Below are 22,059 nucleotides of genomic sequence, written 5' to 3'. Positions count from 1 at the left end.
GTCTCCTGGCTTCTTTTTCTTCGTCGGGCCGCGCGGCTACTGCGACGACAGCTCGATGGTCTCGTCGCGCGTGAAGCGGAAGCGCGACTGGATCACGATCTGGTCGGTCTGGCGGCGCATCGCGTCGGTGAACTTGCCGAAGCTGCCGATGCTGCGCACGATGGCCTGGGCACGGCGGTCGAGCGTGGTGTTGCCCGAGCTCTCGTCGATCGCGGTGTCGAGCAGGCTGCCGTCGTGGTTGATGGTGATCGTCATCTTGAGTTCGCCGTAGAGCTTCTTGCCGGCCGCGGTCGGGAAGTTCTCGGTGCCGCGCACCTCGATGCGCCGGCGCAGCGAATCGACGTACAGCGCATAGGCGGCCTCGCGCGTCGACGGGCTCAGGTAGCGCTTCTTGGGACGCGCGTTCTCCTCGTTCACGCGGCGCTCGATCTCGGCCAGCAGCTCGACCATCTGGCGGCGCTTCTCCTCGCGCGCGGTGGCTTCCTTGGGATCGCCGCTCACGCGCGGATCGGGCGGCGGCATGGCCGCGAGGTCGCGCTTGAGCTGGGTCAGCAGATGCATCTGCTGCTGCTGCATCAGGTCGACTTGGCGCTGCGCCTCCTCGGCGGAATCGCCGACCGCGCTGAAGGAGGAGGGTGGCAGCGGACTGGTGGCGCGGCCGCGCTCGAGGTCGCCGCCGCCGGCGAGCGAGGTCTGGGCCATCACACGGGCTTTGGGATCCGGCGCTTCGTTGGTCTTCGAGTTGACGAGGATCACTTCGAGCGGCGTTTCGGTGAACGCGCGGTTGAAGGCCTCGGGGTCGACGAAACGCACCGCCAGCAGCGCGGCATGCGCGATGACGGACACACCCAGCGCAATCTGCAGGGTGCTCAGATCCTTGAGGTTCATGCGGGCGCGTTCTCCACGGCCGCTCCCGTGTCGGGGGCGGCATCGCCATCGGCCAGGTCGACCGCGATCGCGATCGGGCCGGCGACCACCTCTTCCTCGTCCTCGGCGTCGTCCACCGCGCCGGCCGCGGGCGCATCGAGGCGCTCGAGCACGGTGCCGCTGACGTCGAGCGCGATCTCGTCGATCTCGCCGAGCTTCACGCGCAGACGCGCGCCGCGTTCCTGCTGGCCGGCCACCGGGAACACCAGCGGCAGCGCGTCGGCGCGCACCAGCGCGCCGTTGGGCAGGTCCTTGATGACGGTGGCCTCGAGCTCGGTGATGCCCTGCTGCTCGAGGTACTTCAGCGTCCAGAAGCGTTCCATGCCGCCCTGGTAGCCGTTGTAGGCCGCATAGGCCGCGTCGAAGCCCGAGAGGATCGAGAACAGGTCGGCGTCCTTGGGCTTGAACGGCGCGGCCAGCGCGGCGGTCTTGCCGTGGCGCGCGGCCGCGATGATCTGCCACTGGTTCACCAGGTCGGTGTAGCGACGCAGCGGCGAGGTGCTCCAGGCATAGCTCTTCACGCCCAGGCCCGCGTGCGGCAGCGCGCGCGTGCCCATGCGCACCTTGATGCCGGGCGCGAGACTGGCCTGGCTGCGGTAGAGCGCGGGCACGCCGAGCTCGCCGAGCCAGCCGCCCCAGCTGCTGTTGGCCAGGATCATGGCCTCGGACACGATCAGGTCGAGCGGCGCGCCGCGCTGGCGCGTCGTGATCTGCACCTGCTCGGCGCCCGTGGGTTCGGCGCCGTCGTTGCCGACGAGGCGGAAGTTGTAGTCGGGCCGGTTGAAGTTCTCGGGCTTGCCGCGCACGACCTCGCGCTGCGCCTTCAGGTGGCGCGCGAGGCGGTGCAGGAACGAGAGCTGCGGGCGGAAGCGCGTGGCCACGGCCGGCGTGTCCTCGGGCGCGACGCTCGCGTCCTCGAGCCAGGCCTGCGTCACCGCCGTGTCGAGCTGGTCATGGCGCAGGTTGGCGGCGATCGGCACGCGCTCGAGCTTCGTCTCGGTGGACTGCAGCTCGAGCGTGGCTTCGTCGAAGCGCGCATAGAGCGACACGGCCGGGCGGTCGGCGCCCTCGAGCAGGGTGTAGGTGTCGACCACCGCGTCGGGCAGCATCGTGATCTTGTAGCCCGGCATGTAGACCGTGGACATGCGCGCGCGCGCCACCTGGTCGATGGCGCTGCCGGGCGCGAGCGCGAGGCCCGGCGCGGCGATGTGGATGCCGACCGTGACCGTGCCGCTGCCCAGGCCCTGCACCGAGAGCGCGTCGTCGATCTCGGTGGTCTGCGAGTCGTCGATGGAGAAGGCCTCGACGCCCTCGGCCAGCGGCAGCTCGTCGGCGATGGCCGGTGCCGTGAGCGCGGGGAAGCCCGTGCCCTTGGGGAAGTTCTCGAACAGGAAGCGGCGCCAGTGGAACTGGTAGGGCGAGTCGATCGCGCCCGCGCGCTCGAGCAGCTCGAGCGGTGCGCGCTGCGAGGCGCGCGAGGCTTCCACCACCGCCTTGTATTCGGGCGCGTTCTTGTCGGGCTTGAACAGGATGCGGTAGAGCTGCTCGCGCACCGGCGGCGGGCACACGCCCTCGGCGAGCTGCCCGGCCCATTCCACGATCTGCGCCTGGACCGCCTTCTTCTTCTCGATCGCGGCCAGCGCCTGCTGCACGATCTCGGCCGGCGCCTTCTTGAAGCGCCCCTTGCCCGCGCGGCGGAAGTAGTGCGGCGCCTCGAACAGCGCGAACAGCGCCGCGGCCTGCTGCGCCAGCGAGGGCTTGTCGCTGAAATAGTCGGCCGCCAGGTCGGCGAAGCCGAATTCGCCCTCGGCCGCGAACTCCCAGGCCAGGTCGAGGTCCATGGCGGCCGCGAGCGAACGCGCCTCGGCGATCAATTCGGCGGGCGAGGGCTTCTCGAACCGCAGCACGATGTTGGCGCCCTTGACCTTGACGCGCTTGCCGGTCTCGAGCTCGACCTGCGCCGAGGCTTCCGCCTCCGACAGCACGCGCCCGCCGAGGTATTTGCCGGCTTCTTCAAACAATACAAACATGGGCGGATTCTCCCATGCAGGCGGGGCGGGCCTGTGGCGCGGGAGCCGCAGGCCGCGGCGCGCGTGGAAAGCGAAGCGGGAATATCGGCCGCCGCCGGGCCGCCCCAAGGCGGCCGAGCCTCCCCTTGGGGGGTGGAGTTACACGACCGAAGGGAGTGAAAAGCCGGGGGGCTTTATTGCACGGGATTGATGAAGGCCATCACGTCATCCAGATGGCTCTTCTTGAAGTCCGAAAGGGCATGGTCGCCGCCCTCGATCAGCTTGACGCGGCTGTCCGCGTAGCGCGCCGACATCTCGTGCCAGTCGAGCACCTCGTCGCCCTTGGCGATGACCGCGAACACGCGCTCGGGGCGGGTCAGCGAGCCGACCTCCATGGCGCGCAGCTCGTGGATGTACTCGGGGCGGAAATAGAAATGCTCGGCCGGGTCGTGCCAGGCGCTCTGGTCGCCGATGTAGAGCGTGAGGTCGCGCGCGGGATGCACGGCGGGGTTCAGCAGCACGGCGCGGCAGCGCGTCATGCCCGCGACGTAGGTGGCGTAGAAGCCGCCGAGCGAGGAGCCCACCACCGCCATCGACTTGCGCGGCCAGTCGGCGATGCCCTTCATCACCATGTCGATCGCATCCTTGGGCGAGGGCGGCAGTTGCGGGCACCACCAGTGCAGGTTCGGGTGCCGTTGCGCCACCCGGTCCGCGACCGCGCGTGCCTTGGTCGAGCGGGGCGAGGAACGGAAGCCGTGCAGGTACAGCAGATGGGTGGTTTGTGGTTCCATGCGGGGGGGCGACGGAAAGCGCGTCGATGGCGCGCTGCTTGCGAAGTCCAGGTAATTTTGCATGAGGTCCGTGCCCATCAGATGGCGTCGAGGCGAGAAAAACCCCGCGGTGGGGGCTTCCCGGAACCGGAGGAGGTCCTCGATGCCAGCGTGGTGCGGCGGTGGCACAACGCGAAAGTATTCATCGCGTGTTCCTCCCGTCGTGCAAAGTTCGAAGACGATTCGAGTGTGTGTGCAAGCCGCCCGATGCACATCCCATGAAAGGGTGAGGATTCGCGGACCTGCGAAAGCGTGCGCCGGCTTATGCTTCGGCCCCATGACTACCGAGGACCCCCATGACGCTACGCCCCGCCGCTGGGCGTGCTCGTGGTCGAGGACGACAGCCGCGCGCGCGCCTTCTTCGAGACCAGCGTGCAGCGCAGCCCGCAGTTGTTCTGGCTCGGCAGCGCCGGCACGGTGAGCGAGGCCCTGGGCTGGCTCGCGCCGCACCGCCACCATTCCCGACGTGCTGCTGGTCGACCTCGGCATGCCCGACGGCACCGGCCTGGACGTGATCCGCGACGCGGTCGCGCGCTTCCCGGGCTGCGAGCCGCTGGTGGTGTCGGTGTTCGGCGACGAGGAGAACGTGCTCGCGAGCATCGAGGCCGGCGCCGTCGGCTACATCCACAAGGACGCCGCGCCCGAGGACATCGCCCAGACCATCGTCGAGATGAAGGCCGGTGCCTCGCCGATCTCGCCCATGATCGCGCGCCGCGTGCTCGCCAAGTACCGCAGCCTGCAGTCGGCCAGCGTGCCGGGCACGGCCGAACCCGAGGCCGCGCCCGACGCGGGCGAGCGCGCGCTGCTGTCGGCGCGCGAGCACGAGGTGCTGACCTTGATCGCGCGCGGCTTCTCGTACGCCGAGATCGCTCGCCTCAAGGGCCTGAGCGTGCACACGGTGCAGACCCACATCAAGAACCTCTACGGCAAGCTCGCGGTGCATTCCAAGAGCGAAGCCGTGTTCGAAGCCACGCGACTGGGGCTGCTGTCGCGCTCTGGCTGAGACGGGACGTCCGTGCTCCGGATCCTGCGCGGGCGGCTGCCCGCGATGCCGATCGCGTCGTGGCTGCTGCTGCTCGTCCTGGCGCTGTGCAGTGGATGGGCCGGGGGGGCGCATGCGGCCGACGCGCCGATCGAGCTGCGCAGCGGCACCGTCACCACCGCGGTCGACGGCGTGCTGCGCAGCGAGCCGGTGGAGTTGTCGTACCACTGGGACCGGCAGCACCGCGGCCGTTCCGGCTTCGCGAGCTTCGACCTGCCTTTCAAGCTGGCGGTCGCGCCGAACACGCCCTGGGCATCTTCATCCCGCGCACCGGCAACGTGTTCGAGGTGGAGCTCAACGGCGCGCTGCTGCAGGTCTACGGCGACCTCTCGAAGGGCAACGGCGCCGACTACGCCAAGGCGCCGATCTACGTGCCGGTGCCCGGCGAGTTGCTCCGGGCCGGCGAGAACCACCTGCTGATCCGCATCCATGCCGACAGCGCGCGCCGCGCGGGGCTGTCGCGGGTGTTCATCGGTCCGGCCGACCCGGTGCGCAACGGGCTGTTCGAGCCGGCCTACGCCTGGCGCTTCACCGCCTCGGTGCTGCTGACCGCCTTCAGCCTGGTCGTCGGCGCCATCGCGCTGGCGCTGTGGCTCACGCAGGTCGACGCGACCACGGCCGGACAGCCGCGCCGCGACGGCATCTACCTGTGGGCGGCGCTGGCCGAGTGCTGCTGGGCGATCCGGGTGGCCGACGGGGTGATCACCGAGCCGCCGCTGCCGTGGGTGCCCTGGGGCGTGCTGATGGCGGCCTGCTATGCCGGCTGGGCCGCCTCGGCCATGATGTTCTGCTACCACCTGGCCGACTGGGGCCGCACGGCGCGCACGCGCTGGCTGCGCTGGCCGCTGCTGGCCGTGGTGCTGGGCACCGTGGTCTCGACCACGCTCGCGCTGCAGCGCGAGGAGCCGATCTGGCTCACCGGCTGGCTCGCGATCGAGATCGTGGTGATCGCGGTCTTCGTCGGCGCCTTCGTCGGGTCCACGGCGCGGCGGCCCAGCGCCGAGCGGCTGCTGGTGGCCGCCGCGGCCCTGCTCACGCTGGCCTTCGGCGTGCGCGACTGGCTGGTGATCCGCCTGAGCGACGCCTACGGCGAGACCACCTGGGTGCGCTACTCGTCGGTGTTCTTCGGCATCGCGCTGCTTCTGATCGTGCTGCGGCGCTTCCGCGCGGCCAGCGTGGCGGCGCGCGGCGCGGTCCGCACCCTGGCCGAGCGGGTGGCGCAGCGCGAGCGCGAGCTGGCCTCGACCTATGCCGAGCTCGAGCGGGCGGCGCGCGACCAGGCGCGCACCCACGAGCGCGAGCGCATCCTGCGCGACATGCACGACGGCGTGGGCTCGCACATCAGCTCGGCCATCCGCCAGCTGCAGTCGGGCCAGACCAGTTCCGAGGAACTGCTGCGCACGCTGCGCGACTCGATGGACCAGCTCAAGCTGTCGATCGACTCGATCCACCTGCCGCCGGGCGACGTCGGCGCGCTGCTGGCGGCGTTCCGCTACCGGCTCGAGCCGCGGCTGGCCACGGCCGAGATCGCGCTCGACTGGGCCGTGGACGAGGTGACGCCGGTGGCGCACCTCGACGCGCACGGCATGCGGCAGTTGCAGTTCCTGCTGTTCGAGGCGATCTCGAACGTGCTGCAGCACGCCCGGGCGCGGGTGCTGCGGCTGGAGGCCTGCATGGAGGGCACGGCGGTGGCGCTGCGCGTGATCGACGACGGGCGCGGCTTCGACGCCAGCCGGCCGCCGCGCTCGCTGGCCGAGCGCGCGGGCGCGATCGGGGCGCGGCTGGCGCTCGAAAGCCGACCGGGCCGCACGGTCGTTCAACTGGTCTTCGATTGAGCGGGCGCAGCGGGCGCGGATAATCCGCGCCCATGTCCGCCGTGTTCAATCAGCCCTCCCTGGCGCGCCGGGTCGCGCCCATCTTCCAGGGCTTCGACGGCTTTCTGGCCTTCGCCGTGCTGCTGCTGGCCTTCGCGGGCCTGCTGACGATGTACTCCTCGGGCTACGACCACGGCACCCGCTTCTTCGACCACGGTCGCAACATGCTGCTGGCCGGCTTCATCATGTTCGTGGTGGCGCAGGTGCCGCCGCAGCGGCTGATGCTGGCGGCCGTGCCGCTCTACGCGGCGGGGGTGGCGCTGCTGGTCGCGGTGGCGCTGTTCGGCATCACCAAGAAGGGCGCCACGCGCTGGATCAACGTGGGCATGGTGATCCAGCCCAGCGAGATCCTGAAGATCGCCATGCCGCTGATGCTGGCCTGGTGGTTCCAGCGCCGCGAGGGGCAGCTGCGGCCGCTCGACTTCGTGGTGGCGACCGTGCTGCTCGCGGTGCCGGTCGGCCTGATCATGAAGCAGCCCGACCTCGGCACCTCGCTGCTGGTGCTGGCGGCCGGCCTGGCGGTGATCTTCTTCGCCGGCCTGCCATGGAAGCTGATCGTGCCGCCGGTGCTGCTGGGCGCCGTGGCGATCACGCTGATCGTGAGCTTCGAATCGCGGCTGTGCACCGACGGCGTCGACTGGCGCGTGCTGCACGACTACCAGAAGCAGCGCGTGTGCACCTTGCTCGACCCGAGCAAGGACCCGCTGGGCAAGGGCTTCCACATCATCCAGGGGATGATCGCCATCGGCTCGGGCGGCGTCGGCGGCAAGGGCTTCATGCAGGGCACGCAGACGCACCTGGAGTTCATTCCCGAGCGCACCACCGACTTCATCTTCGCCGCCTATTCCGAGGAGTTCGGCCTGGTGGGCAACCTGGCGCTGATCTCGGCCTTCATCCTGCTGATCTTCCGCGGGCTGGCGATCGCGCTCAACGCCACCACGCTGTTCTCGCGCCTGCTGGCGGGCGCGGTCACCATGATCTTCTTCACCTACGCCTTCGTGAACATGGGCATGGTCAGCGGCATCCTGCCGGTGGTGGGGGGTGCCGCTGCCCTTCATCAGCTATGGCGGCACGGCCATGGTCACGCTGGGGCTGGGGCTGGGGATCCTGATGTCGATCGCGCGAGCTCGAAAACTGGCGCAGTCGTAGCGGGAAACACCGCCGGAACCGGCTTTGCCGGGCCGCTGGTGTTGCCCCCGGTAGGGGGTTGGAGGAGCGCACGCAGTGCGCGGAGCCTGGGGGCGAGCAATAATCCTTCATGATCTCCCGCGAACCCACCATCGAGCGCCTCGCCACGGCGCAACAACTGCTGCTCACGCCGTTCGGCCTCGACGAATCGCACCTGAGCAAGGCCCTGGCCGAGATCACCGCGCACCGCGTGGACGACGCCGACCTGTACTTCCAGTACACCCGCAGCGAGGGCTGGAGCCTCGAGGAAGGCATCGTCAAGACCGGCAGCTTCAGCATCGACCAGGGCGTCGGCGTGCGCGCGGTCAGCGGCGAGAAGACGGCCTTCGCCTATTCCGACGACATCTCCGAGGCCTCGCTGCTCGACGCGGCGCGCACCGTGCGCTCGATCTCCTCCGCGGGCCGCACCGGCCGCGTGAAGACCGTGCCGCGCAAGATCGCCTCGAGCCGCTCGCTCTATGCCGGCCTCGATCCCATCGCCACGCTCGACAGCACCGCCAAGGTGAAGCTGCTCGAGAAGGTCGAGCAGCTGGCCCGCTCGCGCGACCCGCGCGTGTCGCAGGTCATGGCCGGCCTCGCAAGCGAGTACGACGTGGTGCTGGTGGCGCGCGCCGACGGCACGCTGGCGGCCGACGTGCGGCCGCTGGTGCGGCTGTCGGTCACCGTCATCGCCGAGCAGAACGGCCGCCGCGAGGTGGGTTCGGGCGGCGGCGGCGGGCGCTTCGGCCTGGCCTACTTCGACGACGAGCAGATCGCCGAGTACGTCGACCATGCCGTCAAGTCGGCGCTGACCAACCTCGAGTCGCGCCCCGCGCCCGCGGGCGAGATGACCGTGGTGCTCGGCCCGGGCTGGCCCGGCATCCTGCTGCACGAAGCCATCGGCCACGGCCTCGAGGGCGACTTCAACCGCAAGGGCTCGAGCGCCTTCTCGGGCCGCATCGGCCAGCGCGTGGCCGCCAAGGGCGTGACCGTGCTCGACGACGGCACCATCGCCGACCGCCGCGGCTCGCTCAATGTCGACGACGAGGGCAACGCCAGCCAGCGCAACGTGCTGATCGAGGACGGCATCCTCAAGGGCTACATCCAGGACGCGCTCAATGCGCGCCTGATGAAGGTCAAGCCGACCGGCAACGGCCGCCGCGAGAGCTATGCCCACGTGCCGATGCCGCGCATGACCAACACCTACATGCTCGGCGGCGACAAGGCGCCCGAGGAGATCGTGGCGAGCATCAAGAAGGGCCTGTACGCCGTCAACTTCGGCGGCGGCCAGGTCGACATCACGAGCGGCAAGTTCGTGTTCTCGGCCAGCGAGGCCTACTGGGTCGAGAACGGCAAGATCCAGTACCCGGTCAAGGGCGCGACCATCGTGGGCAACGGCCCCGACGCGCTGACCCGCGTGAAGATGATCGGCGACGACATGGCGCTCGACTCGGGCGTGGGCACCTGCGGCAAGGAAGGCCAGAGCGTGCCGGTGGGTGTCGGCCAGCCCACCTTGCGCATCGACGGGCTCACTGTAGGCGGAACGGCTTAAGACTTTCGTCACTTGCGAAGCGTTTCCTCCCGTTGCTAAGCTGCGCCCTTTTGCGAACGACGCATTCAAGGAGCATTTCAATGGGGAACAGGATCCACTCGCCCGCCGCCCTCTGGGCCATGACCGCCCTGGTCGCGCTGGCCAGCGCCGGCTGTGCATCGCGCGGCGGCTCGGGCAGCCAGAGCGAGGCCGCACCCGCGGCGGCCGCCCCGGCGGCTCCCGCGCGCAGCGGCTCCAGGGCCGGCATGGACGCGCAGGGCAATGTCGTCGATTCGTCGAAGGTCGAGGCCGGCAGCGGCCGCACCGTCAAGGGCCTCAACGGCTACGAGGGCGAGATCACCGGCAACCCGGCGCGCAACAGCAAGTTCACTCGCCTGCAGATCGGCATGAGCGCCAAGCAGGTCACCGACCTCGCGGGCCAGCCCACCGACCAGGGCGCCTACGTGACCGGCAAGGCCTTCATCCCGTTCTATTTCGGCAGCGACCGCCATCGCTTCGAAATGACCTACAAGGGCCAGGGCCGCCTGATCTTCGCGGGCGGCGGCATGGGCGACTACTCGAGCGGCAACCTGATCTGGATCATCCACAACGCCAACGAATCGGGCTACCGCTGAGCCCGTTCCCGGGCGCCGGCCCCGTCGGCGCCAAAACAACGAACGCCCGGCCTCCAGGCCGGGTTTTGTTTTTCCGTGCTACATTCGCGCCCATGTCCGCCGCTCTCCGCGCCTATTTCTTTGCCTACTTTTGGTTCCCGGTTTCCGGCGGACGAGAGGCGAGCGCGTAAAGCAGACAGGCACCCCTCCCAAAACCGCCGGCGCAAGCAGCCCCGGCGGTTTTTTTATGCCCTGACGATATTCAATCCAACAAGGAACCCTCATGAGCACGAACACTGCCCCGGCCAGCGAGAGCTGGTATGCGAGCGTCGAAAAAACCAGCAAGACCGACGACGAACGCATCAAGGACATCAACGTGCTCCCCCCTCCCGAACATCTGATCCGCTTCTTCCCGATTCGCGGCACGCCGGTCGAAACGCTGATTACGGGCACGCGCCGCAGCATCCACAACATCATGGACGGCAAGGACGACCGGCTGCTGGTGGTGATGGGACCCTGCTCGATCCACGACCCGGCCGCCGCGCTCGACTACGCGCGCCGCCTCAAGGTCGAGCGCGAGAAGTACGCCGACACGCTGGAGATCGTGATGCGCGTGTACTTCCGAGAAGCCGCGCACCACGGTCGGCTGGAAGGGCCTGATCAACGACCCCCTACCTCGACGAGAGCTACCGCATCGACGAAGGCCTGCGCATCGCGCGCCAGCTGCTGATCGACATCAACCGCCTGGGCCTGCCGGCGGGCAGCGAGTTCCTCGACGTGATCTCGCCGCAATACATCGGCGACCTGATCGCCTGGGGCGCGATCGGCGCGCGCACCACCGAGAGCCAGGTGCACCGCGAACTGGCCTCGGGGCTGTCGGCACCGATCGGCTTCAAGAACGGCACCGACGGCAACATCCGCATCGCCACCGACGCCATCCAGGCCGCGGCCCGCGGCCACCATTTCCTCTCGGTGCACAAGAACGGCCAGGTCGCGATCGTGCAGACCAACGGCAACCGCGACTGCCACGTGATACTGCGCGGCGGAAAGGCGCCCAACTACGACGCGGCCAGCGTCGAGGCGGCCTGCAAGGACCCTCGAGGCGGCCAAGCTGCCGCCCACGCTGATGGTCGACTGCAGCCATGCCAACAGCTCGAAGCAGCACCAGAAACAGATCGACGTCGCGAAGGACATCGCCGACCAGATCGCCGGCGGTTCGCGCCGCGTGTTCGGCGTGATGGTCGAGAGCCACCTGCAGGCCGGCGCCCGAGAAGTTCACGCCCGGCAAGGACAAGATCGCGGGCCTCGAATACGGGAAGAGCATCACCGACGCCTGCCTGGGCTGGGACGACTCGACCCAGGTGCTCGAGACGCTGTCGCAGGCGGTCAAGCAGCGCCGCGGCTGATCGCTCAGATCAGCGCGGCGAGTTCGGGCCAGTGATGGCGCACCGCGGCGGCCTCGTCGCCGTCGGGCGCCATCAGCGAGAAGTCGGCGAAGTCGAAGCCCGGCCCGACCATGCAGGCGACCAGCGTGAAGTCGCCCGCCGCATGGCTTTCGATCGGCCGCGCGGCCTGCCACTGGCCCGCGGGCACCACGTGCTGCGGCCGCGTGCCGTGCACGTCGACCGGCCCGAGCCGCACATGGGCCGGCGCGGTGCGCAGCGCGGCATCGCAGGTCCACAGCGCCAGCGGCACGCCTTCGAGATGCACCCACACCTCGTCGGACAACACCCGGTGCCAGCGCGAATGCTGGCCGGCCTCGAGCAGGAAGTAGATGCTGGTGAGCGCGCTGCGGGCCGCGCGCTCGTCGGCGGGAGTCACCTGCATCGCCGAGCGGAACACCTCGCGGTACCAGCCGCCCTCGGGATGCGGCTGCAGCCCCAGCGTGTCGATGAGTTGGGTGGCGCGCTGTGTCATGGTGGGTCCTCGTTCAGGGTGTGGCCGGAAAGTGCCAGCCGGCCAGGTGCTTCAGGTCGCTGGCCTGGCCGCCGGGAATGCGCTCCGGCAGGGGCTGGGCATGCGAGGGTGCCGGCACGCCGACCGCGATCCGCGTCACGCCGGTGGTCTTGCCGAGCCCGGCGACCCAGCTCTGCCAGCGCTCGCCGTTGCGGCGGTCGCGAAAGCCGATGCCGGCGATCTGCTCGGCGGTGGGCGGCGTGGGCGAGAGCAGGTCCAGGTATTCCACGCGGCCGCGCACGATGCCGCGATGGTCGGCCTTCACTTCGTGGCAGTAGGCGGCGGTCCACAGGTCCTCGCGCAGGCGCACGGCATGCACGTCGCCCGCGGCCGGCGCGCCGGGGATCGACTTGGCGCGCGCACCGGCGGCAGGTTTGCGTCGAACCGGTTCGGCGGCCTCGGCGGGCGGTTCCTGCCTGGGGCGTTTCAGATGGCCGAACAGCCGCTCCACCAGCGTCTCGTCGAGGCCGTCGGCCGCGCGCCACCAGCCCAGCGGGGCCGGTGCCCTCGACCCTGGTGGAAGGGCGCTGATCGCGCTCGATGGCGGTGGTCCAGCGCGTGAAGCAGGCCCGGATGCTCGGGCGTCTGCATGACGCCGAGCGTGGCCAGCGCCTCGAGCACCGTCTCGCAGCGGTAGGGATTGTTCACGCGCAGCAGCTTCGCATCCTTGAGCGCGGTGCGCGCCTTGCCGTAGCGCGCATCGGCCGGCAGCGCGCGCAGCAGGTCGAGCAGGCGATGGAAGACCCAGATGTCGCGCGGTGTCGGCCGCGGCCAGCCATCGGCCGGGCCCGTGGCTTCCAGCGCCAGCAGGCCCTCGACCGGTCCGCCGGTGCCCCAGCCCGCGCCCTGCAGATGGCGGAAGTAGGCGCGCAGCGTCGGGTCCGCGCGCTCGTCGCGGTGGAAGCAGACACGGCAGCTGCCGCCGCCCATGGCCTCCATCGGATGCGCCGGCATCGCGAGGCCGAGGGCGGTGGCGGGCAGCACCGTGAGCCAGGCCAGGTCGCTCGAGCTCATTGAGGCGACGAAGGCATCGGCCGCGCGGCGCAGGTCCACGCCGGCCGCGGCCTGCCGCAGGCGGTTCACCGCCTCGTCATGCGGGATCGCGACGAAGCGGTTGGGCTCGAGGCCGGCGTCGGCCAGCGCTTGCCGCTCGGCCTCGCTGAAGGTGTCGGGGATGCGGTGGCAATGGTTGCCATCGGCGTCGACATAGCTGTTGCCGTTGTCGTAGACGCGGCGCAGCAGGCCGAGCAGCGTGTCGTCGGGTGCCGCGGCCGCCATGCGCGATCCCGCTCAGGCGATGCCGTCGCGCAGGGCCTGCAGCAGCTTGTCGTGCACGCCGCCGAAGCCGCCGTTGCTCATGCAGACGATGTGGTCGCCGGGCCGCGCCGCGGTGACCAGTTGGCCCACCAGCGTGCTGATGTCGCCTGCCACCCGGGCGCGTTCGCCCATCGGGGCCAGCGCGGCGGCCGCGTCCCAGTCGAGCCCGGCCGTGTGGCAGAACGACTGGTCGGCCGACTCGAGGCTCCAGGGCAGCTGCGCGGCCATCACGCCGAGCTTCATCGTGTTGCTGCGCGGCTCGAAGGCCGCGAGGATGCGCTCGCCCTGGTGGCCCGTGGCGTCGAGCTTCTGGCGCAGGCCGTCGAGCGTGGTGCGGATCGCGGTCGGATGGTGGGCGAAGTCGTCGTAGACCGTGATCGCACCGCCCGTGCGCTCCACCGTGCCGCGCAGTTCCATGCGCCGGCGCACGTTGCGGAAGCTGCCGAGCGCGCGCGCCGCGTCGGCCGGCGACACGCCCACGTGCTCGGCGGCAGCGATCGCGGCCAGCGCGTTCATCTGGTTGTGCAGGCCCGACAGCGCCCATTCGACGCGGCCGACCGGCTCGCCCTCGTGCAGCACGTCGAAGGCGTCGTGCGTGCCGCGCGCCTGCCACTGCGCACCCGGGCCTTCGCCGCCGAAGCGCGCGAGTTCGCTCCAGCAGCCTTGGGCCAGCACGCGCTCGAGGCTGGGCTCGGTGGCATTCACCACCAGCCGGCCGGTGGACGGCACCGTGCGCACCAGGTGATGGAACTGCCGCTCGATGACCGCGAGGTCGTCGAAGATGTCGGCGTGGTCGAACTCGAGGTTGTTGAGGATCGCCGTGCGCGGTCGGTAGTGCACGAACTTGCTGCGCTTGTCGAAGAAGGCGGTGTCGTACTCGTCGGCCTCGATCACGAAGGGCGGTCCGTCGCCGAGCCGGGCCGAGACGCCGAAATCGAGCGGCACGCCGCCGACCAGGAAGCCCGGCGCCTTGCCCGCGCGCTCGAGCACCCAGGCCAGCATCGAGGTGGTGGTGGTCTTGCCGTGCGTGCCGGCCACCGCCATCACGTGGCGGCCCAGCAGCACATGCTCGGCCAGCCACTGCGGGCCGCTGGTGTAGGGCTTGCCGGCGTCGAGGATGGCTTCCATCAGCGGAAACTTCGGCGTGCCGTCGGCCAGCCGGGCACGCGACACCACGTTGCCGACCACGAACACGTCGGGCGCCAGCGCGAGCTGGTCGGCGCCGAATCCCTCGATCAGGTCGATGCCGAGCGCGCGCAGCTGGTCGCTCATCGGCGGGTACACGCCGGCGTCGCAGCCGGTGACCCGGTGGCCTGCCTCGCGCGCCAGGGCGGCCAGACCGCCCATGAACGTGCCGCAGATGCCCAGAACATGAATATGCATGGGGGGCGATTCTCAGGGAGGCCGATCGTCCGGGCCCCGGGGCCACGGCCTTGGCCGCGGTACTGATGTTCATCGTATGGACCACGCTCTGCGGGCAAAATGGCCCGATGGACACGTCCAAGCGCGAAATCGCCGCCACCGCCGCCCGTCTCGTGGTCGAGGAGGGACTCGAATACGGCCCCGCCAAGCGCCGCGCGCTGCGCGACCTGGGGCTGTCGGCGCGCACCGCGCTGCCGAACAACGACGAGGTGGAGGCCGAGGTGCGCGACTACATCGCGCTGTTCTGCGCCGACACCCAGCCCAGGGAACTCCAGGCGCTGCGCCTGCTGGCGCTCGAATGGATGGAGCGCATGGCCGTGTTCCGGCCCCATGTGGGCGGCGCCGTCTGGCACGGCACGGCCACCCGGCTGTCAGACATTTATATTCAGTTGTTCTGCGATGATTCGAAGTCGGCCGAGATCGCGCTGATCGACCATCACGTGGATTACGAGCCGCGCATGGTGACCGGCTTCCACGGCGAGCAGGTCGAGGCCTTGAGCGTGCACGCGCCGAGCCGGGCCCTCGGCGAGGAGATCGGCGTGCATCTGCTGGTCTACGACCTCGACGACCTGCGCGGCGCGCTCAAGCCCGATGCCCAGGGCCGCACGCCGCGTGGCGATCTGGCGGCGCTGCGGCGGCTGATTGAAAGAGAAAAGGACAACGGATGACTTCTTCGACCACACGACGCGGCCTGCTGTACGGCGGCGTGGCGGTGGTGGCCGCCGCGGCCGGCCTCGGTGGTGCCTGGTGGCGCCATCGCGGCAGCGGCACGGCCGGAGAGATGCTCGGCGCCGACTTCTGGGCCCAGCGCTTCGAGCGGCCCGAGGGCGGCGAGCTCGCCATGACCAGCCTGCGCGGCAAGCCGGTGCTGCTCAACTTCTGGGCCACCTGGTGCCCGCCGTGCGTGGAAGAAATGCCGATGATCGATCGCTTCTTTCGCGATCATGGTGCCAACGGCTGGCAAGTCGTCGGCTTGGCGATCGATCAGCCGAGCGCGGTGCGCAAGTTCCTGCAGCGCACGCCGGTCACCTATCCGACCGGATTGGCTGGGTTGCAGGGCACAGAACTGGTCAAAATCTCGGCAACACCGGCGGCGGCCTGCCGTTCACGCTGGTGCTGAACGCCGACGGTTCGGTGGCGGCCCGTAAAATGGGCAAGCTCGAAGAGGCCGACCTGGAGGGTTGGCGACGTGAACTCGTTCACAGTTAGAATTAGATACACAGGTCGGCGTTAACCGCCGAAAGCCGACAATCAACGATGTTCGGCCTAGTTGTATCCTAATAACCGGAAAACCCGGCACTGGAGTCCCATGGATCTGCGCAAACTCAAGACACTGATCGATCTGGTGTCCGAATCGAATATTTCCGAGCTGGAAATCACTGAAACCGAAGGCAAGGTCCGCATCGTCAAGGGTGGCGGTGCCGCTCCCGTTCAGTACGTGCAGACCCTGGCGGCACCCGCCGCGGCGCCGGCCGCAGCCCCCGCCGGAACGGCGGCTCCCGCTGCTGCTCCCGTGGCCGAGGCCGCTCCCGCCGGCCATGCCGTGAAGTCGCCGATGGTCGGCACCTTCTTATCGCGCCGCGAGCCCGGGCGCCCCGTCCTTCGTGGAGGTCGGCAGCAAGGTCAACGAGGGCGACACGCTCTGCATCATCGAGGCGATGAAGATCCTCAACGAAATCGAGGCCGACAAGGCCGCACCGTCACCCAGATCCTCGGAGAAAACGGTCAGGCGGTCGAATACGGCCAGCCGCTGTTCATCATCGAGTGACCATGTTCAAGAAGATCCTGGTCGCCAACCGCGGCGAGATCGCTTTGCGCATCCAGCGCGCGTGCAGCGAGCTCGGCATCAAGGCCGTGATGGTCTATTCCGAGGCCGACCGCGAGGCCAAGTACGTCAAGCTGGCCGAGGAAGCCGTCTCCATCGGCCCGGCCCCCTCGTCGCTGAGCTACCTCAGACATGCCGGCCATCATCTCGGCGGCCGAAGTGACCGATGCCGAGGCGATCCACCCCGGCTACGGCTTCCTGAGCGAGAACGCCAACTTCGCCGAACGCGTCGAGCAGAGCGGCTTCCAGTTCATCGGGCCGACGCCCGAGAACATCCGCACCATGGGCGACAAGGTCTCGGCCAAGCAGTCCATGATCAAGGCCGGCGTGCCCTGCGTGCCCGGCTCCGACGGCGAGCTCTCCGACGACGCCACGGCCAACAAGCGCATCGCGCGCGCCATCGGCTATCCGGTGATCATCAAGGCCGCGGGCGGCGGCGGTGGCCGCGGCATGCGCGTGGTCCACACCGAGGCCGCGCTGATCAACGCGATCCAGATGACCAAGGCGGAGGCCGCGGCGGCCTTCAACAATCCCTCGGTCTACATGGAGAAGTTCCTCCAGAACCCGCGCCACGTCGAGATCCAGGTGCTGGCCGACAAGCACCGCAACGCGGTCTACCTCGGCGAGCGCGACTGCTCGATGCAGCGCCGTCACCAGAAGGTGATCGAGGAATCGCCCGCGCCGGGCATTCCGCGCAAGCTGATCGAGAAGATCGGCGAACGCTGCGCGGCCGCCTGCAAGAAGATCGGCTACCGCGGCGCCGGCACCTTCGAGTTCCTCTACGAGAACGGCGAGTTCTACTTCATCGAGATGAACACCCGCGTGCAGGTGGAGCATCCGGTGACCGAACTCACGACCGGCATCGACATCGTCAAGACGCAGATCATGGTGGCGGCCGGCGAGAAGCTGCCGTTCACGCAGCGCCAGATCCAGATGCACGGCCACGCGATCGAGTGCCGCATCAACGCCGAGGACGCGTGGAAGTTCACGCCGTCGCCGGGCCGCATCACGATGTGGCATCCGCCGGGCGGTCCGGGCGTGCGCGTGGATTCGCATGCGTACACCAACTACTTCGTGCCGCCGAACTACGACTCGATGATCGGCAAGATCATCGTCTTCGGCGACACCCGCGAGCAGGCCATGGCGCGCATGCGCACCGCGCTCAACGAGACCGTGATCGAAGGCATCCAGACCAACATTCCGCTGCACCGCGAGCTGATGGTCGACGCCAAGTTCATGGCCGGCGGCACCAACATCCACTACCTCGAAGAGTGGCTGGCCGCGCACAAGCGCTGAGCCGTCCCGCCCGCCATGTTCGAACTTCGCCTGCTGGCCCCCGAGGAACGCATCGAGTCCCTCGGCGATGCGCTCGATGCGCTCGACGCACTGAGCATCTCGGTCGAGGATGCCGACGCGCAGACCGACGCCGAGCAGGCGCTGTTCGGCGAGCCCGGCATGCCGCCGCCCAAGGAGGGCTGGCAGCGCTCGCGCGTGATCGCGCTGTTCGCCACCGAGGAACTGGCGCGCGACGCGGGCTCGGTGCTCGCGCTGCAGGACTTCTTCGAAGGCTGCACCTTGCTGGGCATCGCCGAGCTGCAGGACCAGGACTGGGTGCGGCTCACGCAGTCGCAGTTCGCGCCGGTCGAGATCACGCCCGAGTTCTGGATCGTGCCGAGCTGGCACGAGGCGCCGGCGCAGGCCACGCAGGTGATCCGGCTCGATCCGGGCCTGGCCTTCGGCACCGGCACCCATCCCACCACGCGCATGTGCCTGCGCTGGATCGCCACCCGCGGCGCGCTCGCGGGCCAGCGCGTGCTCGACTACGGCTGCGGCTCCGGCATCCTGGCCATCGGTGCCGCGAAGTACGGCGCGAGCGAGATCGATGCGGTCGACATCGACGACGCTGCCGTGAGCTCGACGCGCCTCAATGCCGAGGCCAACGGCGTGACGCTCAACGCGGGCCTGCCCGAGGCGGCGCAGGGCCAGTACGGCACGGTGCTCGCGAACATCCTCGCGACCCCGCTCAAGGTGCTCGCGCCGCTGCTGTGCGAGCGCGTGGCGAACGGTGGCTCGCTGGTGCTCGCCGGCATCCTCGAGCGCCAGGCCGACGAGCTGAAGGAAGCGTACGCGCCCTACGTGGCGCTCGAAGTCAGCGACAGCGAGGACGGCTGGATCCTATGACGGCACGCCGCTGAACGCGCTCGCGCCGGGGGCTCTCCCCGGCGCAAACGGCGCCGCCGGCATCGCGTCGCGCCGAGGGCCCAACCCTACAATCGCCCCCCTCATGAGCCTCGTCACGCGTTGCCCCGCCTGCGCCACCACCTTCAAGGTGGTTCGCGACCAGCTCCGGATTTCGGACGGGTGGGTGCGTTGCGGTCGCTGCAGCCATGTGTTCGATGCGACGCTCGATCTTCATGAGACGCCGGATGGGGTCGTTGGGTCGGGCAGTGGTGTCGCGTCGCCGCAGGTGCAGGTGCCATCGGCGCCCGCGGTCGTGCCGAGCGCGGCGCCCGAGGCTTCGACGCCGTCGGCACCTGTCAGTCCTTCCGTCGACAGCGGCTTCGGATTCGATGCGCCCGCCGGCGCGGCCGCACCGCCATCGCACGAGCCTGTCGGCGAACTCGACCAGTTGTCGGCACCACCTTCCTTCGCGCCGGCCCCGCCGCAGGTCGAGGAGTCCGACTTCCTCGACGACGAGGTCAACGAAGACCTGTCGCCGGCACGGTCCGAGCCGCCACCGCCTTCCGCGCAGCCGCAGTCCCCGGTGGCTCGCGACGGCGCGGACTTCGCCTTGCCCGCGCACGGCATCGTCGCCGACGAGCCCTGGTCCGACCTCGAGGTGCGCGAGCCGCAATGGCGGCCGCCGCCGAGTTCGCTGCCGCCGTTTCCCGACATCGACCTCAACCTCGCCGCGCCACCATCGCCGCCGCCCGCGCCGGTGCCGCCGCTGCCCGCGGTGTGGACGCGTCGCTCCAGCGCGAGCGCGGCGCCGTCGAATGAAAGGCCGGCGGGCTTCGCGACGCTGCGCCGTTCCGGTTCCGACGAAGACAGCGACGAGGACACCGAGCTCGAGCGCGACGACGCCGACGCACCCGAGACGGGCGACGATCGGGACCGATTGCAGATGCAGAAGGCGCTGCGCCGGGCGCGCGCCAAGTCGGCCAAGATCGCCGCCAGCGCCAAGGCGCGCGAGGAGCGCGACGACCAGGAGGCGCGCGCGCGGAGCGAGGACCCCGCGCCGCCCCCCTTCGCCACCGTGCTCGACGCGGCGGACGAGACCGAGGATCGCGCGGCGCACCGCTTCGTCGACGATGCCGAGGACGACGAGCGCGACGATCGGCCGACATCCCTCTGGCAGCGCATCGGCAAGCGCCGCGCGCTGATCGCGCTCGCGGTGCTCGCGGGCCTGCTGCTGGTCGTGCAGATCCTGCGTCACGAGCGCGACGGCATCGTCGCGCGCCAGCCCTCGCTGCGTCCCGCGCTCGCCGCGCTGTGCCAGGCGACGGGCTGCGAGCTCGCGCCGCTGCGCCGCATCGGCGACATCGTCATCGAAGGCGCCGCCTTCGCGCGCGAGAAGAGCGGCGGCAACGACTACCGCTTCAGCTTCAACCTGCGCAGCAACGCCGCGGTGCCGCTCGCGATGCCGTCGATCGAGCTGGTGCTGCTCGACACGCAGGAGCGTGCCGTGGTGCGGCGCGTGCTCTCGCCGGCGGACTATGGCGCACCAACGGTGCTCGCGGCGCGCGGCGAACGCGCGGCCTCGCTGCCGATGACGCTGACGGCGACCGAGGCCGCGGCCCTGCCGCCAATCGCGGGCTATCGCGTCGAGGCCTTCTATCCCTAGGCCCGCGGCGAGCCGCCGGTTGCGCGTCCGCGCCTTCCTTCCTTTTTCTTCACCTCAACGGATCAGCCCATGGCAGCAGTGATTTGCGGTTCCCTCGCCTTCGACACCATCATGACCTTCGAGGGCCGGTTCGCCGACCAGATCCTCCCGGACCAGTTGCACATCCTCAACGTGTCCTTCCTGGTGCCGAGCCTGCGCCGCGATTTCGGCGGCTGCGCCGGCAACATCGCCTACAGCCTCAACGCGCTCGGCGGCACGGCGCTGCCGATGGCCACGCTGGGCAGCGATGGCGCCGACTACATCGAGCGCATGCGTTCGCTGGGCATCAGCACGGAGTTCGTGCGCCAGCTCGACGACACGTTCACCGCGCAGGCGATGATCATGAACGACGCCGACAACAACCAGATCACCGCCTTCCATCCGGGCGCGATGCAGCAGGCGCACATCACGAAGATCGCGGCGCGCGAGGACATCCGTCTCGGCATCGTCGCGCCCGATGGCCGCGAGGCGATGCTGCAGCACGCCGAGCAGTTCGCGGCCGCCGGCATTCCCTTCGTGTTCGATCCGGGCCAGGGCCTGCCGATGTTCGACGGCGAGGCGCTCAAGCATTTCGTCGAGCTCGCGAGCTGGGTCGTGGTCAACGACTACGAAGGCAAGATGCTCTCGCAGCGCACGGGCTGGAGCCTGGCGGAGATCTCGCAGCGCGTGCGCGGCCTCGTGGTCACGCTCGCGGCCGAGGGCTGCGAGGTGTGGACGAACGGCGAGCGCGAGCATGTGCCGGGCGTGGTGCCGACCGCGGTGATCGAGCCCACGGGCTGCGGCGATGCATGGCGCGGCGCGCTGCTGTTCGGGCTGGAGAAGGGCTGGCCGCTCGCGCAGTGCGCGGCGCTCGGCAACCAGGTCGGCGCGCTCAAGATCGCGCAGCGCGGCCCGCAGAACTACCAGATCGATCGCCAGGCACTCGGCCTGGCTTGACGAGCGATGGCATGGCGGTGGATGCCACCGCCTTTCCGCTTCGCGTTTATCTTTGCCCAATGAAAAAGCCCGGCACCTTGCGGTGCCGGGCTTGATGCCTTTTCAGGGCTGCCGAGAAAACTCAGGGCTTGCTGGCCGTGGGAAACGGCCAGGCTGCCTGGGATTCAGCGTCGTCTGCGCAGCAGGGGCGGGCGCAGCGGCAGCGGCCTTGGCGGGTGCCTTGGCAGCCTTCTTCGCAGCAGGCTTCTTGGCAGCAGCGGCAGGCTTGGCAGCGGGCTTTTTCGCGGCTTTCTTGGCCGCAGCCTTCTTGGCAGGAGCCTTCTTGGCGGCAGCCTTCTTCGCAGGCGCCTTCTTGGCAGCGGCCTTCTTCGCCGGCGCCTTCTTCGCAGCGGCCTTCTTGGCCGGAGCTGCCTTCTTCGCCGGCGCCTTCTTGGCGACGACCTTCTTCGCGGCTACCTTCTTGGCAGCGACCTTCTTGGCCGGAGCCTTCTTGGCAGCGACCTTCTTGGCTGCCGGAGCCTTCTTGGCGGCGACCTTCTTGGCCGGAGCCTTCTTCGCTACGACCTTCTTGGCCGGAGCCTTCTTCGCTGCGGCTTTCTTAGCCGGTGCTTTCTTTGCAGTTGCCATTTCTGTTTTCTCCTTGATCAAGTTGAAAAAATCAACCTATTGAAGCACTCCGCGCATGTTGGTAGCGCTGGAGTGATTCATGGCGTTGGATTCCGTGCT

The 22,059-nt window shown here is 69.5% G+C and carries 16 protein-coding genes and 5 pseudogenes; 13 read left to right on the top strand and 8 right to left on the bottom strand.

The window, feature by feature from the left end:
- Window positions 1-36 precede the first annotated feature (36 nt).
- From ACHMXE_RS37840 to ACHMXE_RS37830, 3 genes are all read right to left on the bottom strand, one after another.
- Window positions 37-888, bottom strand: coding sequence for an energy transducer TonB (locus tag ACHMXE_RS37840; protein ID WP_395348851.1), 852 nt, complete (start codon window positions 886-888; stop codon window positions 37-39).
- A complete protein-coding gene (locus ACHMXE_RS37835; protein ID WP_395348850.1) occupies window positions 885-2,957 on the bottom strand; it encodes a ribonuclease catalytic domain-containing protein in 2,073 nt (690 codons plus the stop codon). The genes ACHMXE_RS37840 and ACHMXE_RS37835 overlap by 4 nt, the downstream gene beginning before the upstream one ends.
- Window positions 2,958-3,130: 173 nt before the next feature.
- A complete protein-coding gene (locus tag ACHMXE_RS37830) occupies window positions 3,131-3,727 on the bottom strand; it encodes a YqiA/YcfP family alpha/beta fold hydrolase (protein ID WP_261211314.1) in 597 nt (198 codons plus the stop codon).
- A gap of 505 nt (window positions 3,728-4,232) precedes the next feature.
- On the opposite strand from ACHMXE_RS37830, the gene ACHMXE_RS37825 reads away from it, so the two are divergent.
- From ACHMXE_RS37825 to ACHMXE_RS37800, 6 genes and pseudogenes are all read left to right on the top strand, one after another.
- A complete protein-coding gene (locus tag ACHMXE_RS37825) occupies window positions 4,233-4,769 on the top strand; it encodes a LuxR C-terminal-related transcriptional regulator (RefSeq protein ID WP_395348849.1) in 537 nt (178 codons plus the stop codon).
- Between the two features lie 317 nt (window positions 4,770-5,086).
- Window positions 5,087-6,643: a histidine kinase gene (locus tag ACHMXE_RS37820; protein WP_395348848.1), complete on the top strand. Its 1,557-nt coding sequence runs from the start codon at window positions 5,087-5,089 to the stop codon at window positions 6,641-6,643.
- Window positions 6,644-6,675: 32 nt separating this feature from the next.
- A pseudogene (gene rodA / locus ACHMXE_RS37815) lies at window positions 6,676-7,831 on the top strand (rod shape-determining protein RodA).
- 109 nt (window positions 7,832-7,940) lie between these two features.
- Window positions 7,941-9,401, top strand: coding sequence for a metalloprotease TldD (gene tldD, locus ACHMXE_RS37810; RefSeq protein ID WP_203204411.1), 1,461 nt, complete (start codon window positions 7,941-7,943; stop codon window positions 9,399-9,401).
- An 80-nt stretch (window positions 9,402-9,481) separates the two neighbouring features.
- Window positions 9,482-10,015 (top strand): hypothetical protein, encoded by a 534-nt coding sequence (locus ACHMXE_RS37805; protein ID WP_203204412.1) that lies wholly within the window; start codon window positions 9,482-9,484, stop codon window positions 10,013-10,015.
- Between the two features lie 262 nt (window positions 10,016-10,277).
- Window positions 10,278-11,400: pseudogene (locus tag ACHMXE_RS37800) on the top strand (3-deoxy-7-phosphoheptulonate synthase).
- Window positions 11,401-11,404: 4 nt separating this feature from the next.
- Here ACHMXE_RS37800 and ACHMXE_RS37795 read toward each other — a convergent pair.
- From ACHMXE_RS37795 to mpl, 4 genes are read right to left on the bottom strand one after another with little or no spacing between them, the layout of a single operon-like run.
- Window positions 11,405-11,911, bottom strand: a complete 507-nt coding sequence (locus tag ACHMXE_RS37795) for a cupin domain-containing protein (protein WP_395348846.1) — start codon at window positions 11,909-11,911, stop codon at window positions 11,405-11,407.
- Window positions 11,912-11,924: 13 nt separating this feature from the next.
- On the bottom strand, window positions 11,925-12,401 hold the full coding sequence (locus ACHMXE_RS37790) for a hypothetical protein (protein ID WP_395348845.1): 477 nt from the start codon (window positions 12,399-12,401) through the stop codon (window positions 11,925-11,927).
- Complete coding sequence (locus ACHMXE_RS37785) at window positions 12,377-13,228, bottom strand: hypothetical protein (RefSeq protein ID WP_395348844.1); 852 nt, start codon at window positions 13,226-13,228, stop codon at window positions 12,377-12,379. The genes ACHMXE_RS37790 and ACHMXE_RS37785 overlap by 25 nt, the downstream gene beginning before the upstream one ends.
- A 12-nt stretch (window positions 13,229-13,240) precedes the next feature.
- Window positions 13,241-14,650 (bottom strand): UDP-N-acetylmuramate:L-alanyl-gamma-D-glutamyl-meso-diaminopimelate ligase, encoded by a 1,410-nt coding sequence (gene mpl, locus ACHMXE_RS37780; RefSeq protein ID WP_395348843.1) that lies wholly within the window; start codon window positions 14,648-14,650, stop codon window positions 13,241-13,243.
- Window positions 14,651-14,757: 107 nt separating this feature from the next.
- Between mpl and ACHMXE_RS37775 the strand changes: the two genes are divergently transcribed.
- From ACHMXE_RS37775 to ACHMXE_RS37745, 7 genes and pseudogenes are all read left to right on the top strand, one after another.
- Window positions 14,758-15,357: a hypothetical protein gene (locus ACHMXE_RS37775; RefSeq protein WP_203204417.1), complete on the top strand. Its 600-nt coding sequence runs from the start codon at window positions 14,758-14,760 to the stop codon at window positions 15,355-15,357.
- Window positions 15,354-15,898: pseudogene (locus ACHMXE_RS37770) on the top strand (TlpA family protein disulfide reductase). Before ACHMXE_RS37775 ends, ACHMXE_RS37770 begins: the two are co-directional and overlap by 4 nt.
- 100 nt (window positions 15,899-15,998) lie before the next feature.
- Window positions 15,999-16,457 (top strand): annotated as a pseudogene (accB, locus tag ACHMXE_RS37765) (acetyl-CoA carboxylase biotin carboxyl carrier protein).
- A 2-nt stretch (window positions 16,458-16,459) separates the two neighbouring features.
- Window positions 16,460-17,810 (top strand): annotated as a pseudogene (gene accC, locus ACHMXE_RS37760) (acetyl-CoA carboxylase biotin carboxylase subunit).
- Window positions 17,811-17,825: 15 nt separating this feature from the next.
- The gene (gene prmA / locus ACHMXE_RS37755; RefSeq protein WP_395348842.1) at window positions 17,826-18,695 is read left to right on the top strand and encodes a 50S ribosomal protein L11 methyltransferase; all 870 of its coding nucleotides are present in this window, start codon (window positions 17,826-17,828) and stop codon (window positions 18,693-18,695) included.
- Window positions 18,696-18,798: 103 nt separating this feature from the next.
- On the top strand, window positions 18,799-20,358 hold the full coding sequence (locus ACHMXE_RS37750; protein WP_395348841.1) for a zinc-ribbon and DUF3426 domain-containing protein: 1,560 nt from the start codon (window positions 18,799-18,801) through the stop codon (window positions 20,356-20,358).
- Between the two features lie 69 nt (window positions 20,359-20,427).
- Entirely contained in the window at window positions 20,428-21,333 is a 906-nt protein-coding gene (locus tag ACHMXE_RS37745) for a carbohydrate kinase family protein (protein ID WP_203204423.1), read from the top strand.
- A gap of 102 nt (window positions 21,334-21,435) precedes the next feature.
- Here the strand turns inward: ACHMXE_RS37745 and ACHMXE_RS37740 are convergent, their stop codons facing one another.
- Window positions 21,436-21,981, bottom strand: a complete 546-nt coding sequence (locus tag ACHMXE_RS37740; RefSeq protein ID WP_395348840.1) for a histone H1-like DNA-binding protein — start codon at window positions 21,979-21,981, stop codon at window positions 21,436-21,438.
- Between the last annotated feature and the right edge of the window lie 78 nt (window positions 21,982-22,059).

This window comes from Variovorax sp. UC122_21 (assembly GCF_044056785.1).
GTDB lineage: Bacteria > Pseudomonadota > Gammaproteobacteria > Burkholderiales > Burkholderiaceae_C > Variovorax.
Note: the sequence above shows the minus strand (reverse complement) of the source record. Positions and strands in the feature narration are given on the sequence as shown.

What these genes read in the sequence shown, in the direction of transcription:
- ACHMXE_RS37840 (WP_395348851.1), bottom strand. Translation starts at nt 888, where the DNA reads ATGAACCTCAAGGATCTGAGCACCCTGCAGATTGCGCTGGGTGTGTCC.
- ACHMXE_RS37835 (WP_395348850.1), bottom strand. Translation starts at nt 2,957, where the DNA reads ATGTTTGTATTGTTTGAAGAAGCCGGCAAATACCTCGGCGGGCGCGTG.
- ACHMXE_RS37830 (WP_261211314.1), bottom strand. Translation starts at nt 3,727, where the DNA reads ATGGAACCACAAACCACCCATCTGCTGTACCTGCACGGCTTCCGTTCC.
- tldD (WP_203204411.1), top strand. Translation starts at nt 7,941, where the DNA reads ATGATCTCCCGCGAACCCACCATCGAGCGCCTCGCCACGGCGCAACAA.
- ACHMXE_RS37805 (WP_203204412.1), top strand. Translation starts at nt 9,482, where the DNA reads ATGGGGAACAGGATCCACTCGCCCGCCGCCCTCTGGGCCATGACCGCC.
- ACHMXE_RS37795 (WP_395348846.1), bottom strand. Translation starts at nt 11,911, where the DNA reads ATGACACAGCGCGCCACCCAACTCATCGACACGCTGGGGCTGCAGCCG.
- ACHMXE_RS37785 (WP_395348844.1), bottom strand. Translation starts at nt 13,228, where the DNA reads ATGGCGGCCGCGGCACCCGACGACACGCTGCTCGGCCTGCTGCGCCGC.
- mpl (WP_395348843.1), bottom strand. Translation starts at nt 14,650, where the DNA reads ATGCATATTCATGTTCTGGGCATCTGCGGCACGTTCATGGGCGGTCTG.
- ACHMXE_RS37775 (WP_203204417.1), top strand. Translation starts at nt 14,758, where the DNA reads ATGGACACGTCCAAGCGCGAAATCGCCGCCACCGCCGCCCGTCTCGTG.
- prmA (WP_395348842.1), top strand. Translation starts at nt 17,826, where the DNA reads ATGTTCGAACTTCGCCTGCTGGCCCCCGAGGAACGCATCGAGTCCCTC.
- ACHMXE_RS37750 (WP_395348841.1), top strand. Translation starts at nt 18,799, where the DNA reads ATGAGCCTCGTCACGCGTTGCCCCGCCTGCGCCACCACCTTCAAGGTG.
- ACHMXE_RS37745 (WP_203204423.1), top strand. Translation starts at nt 20,428, where the DNA reads ATGGCAGCAGTGATTTGCGGTTCCCTCGCCTTCGACACCATCATGACC.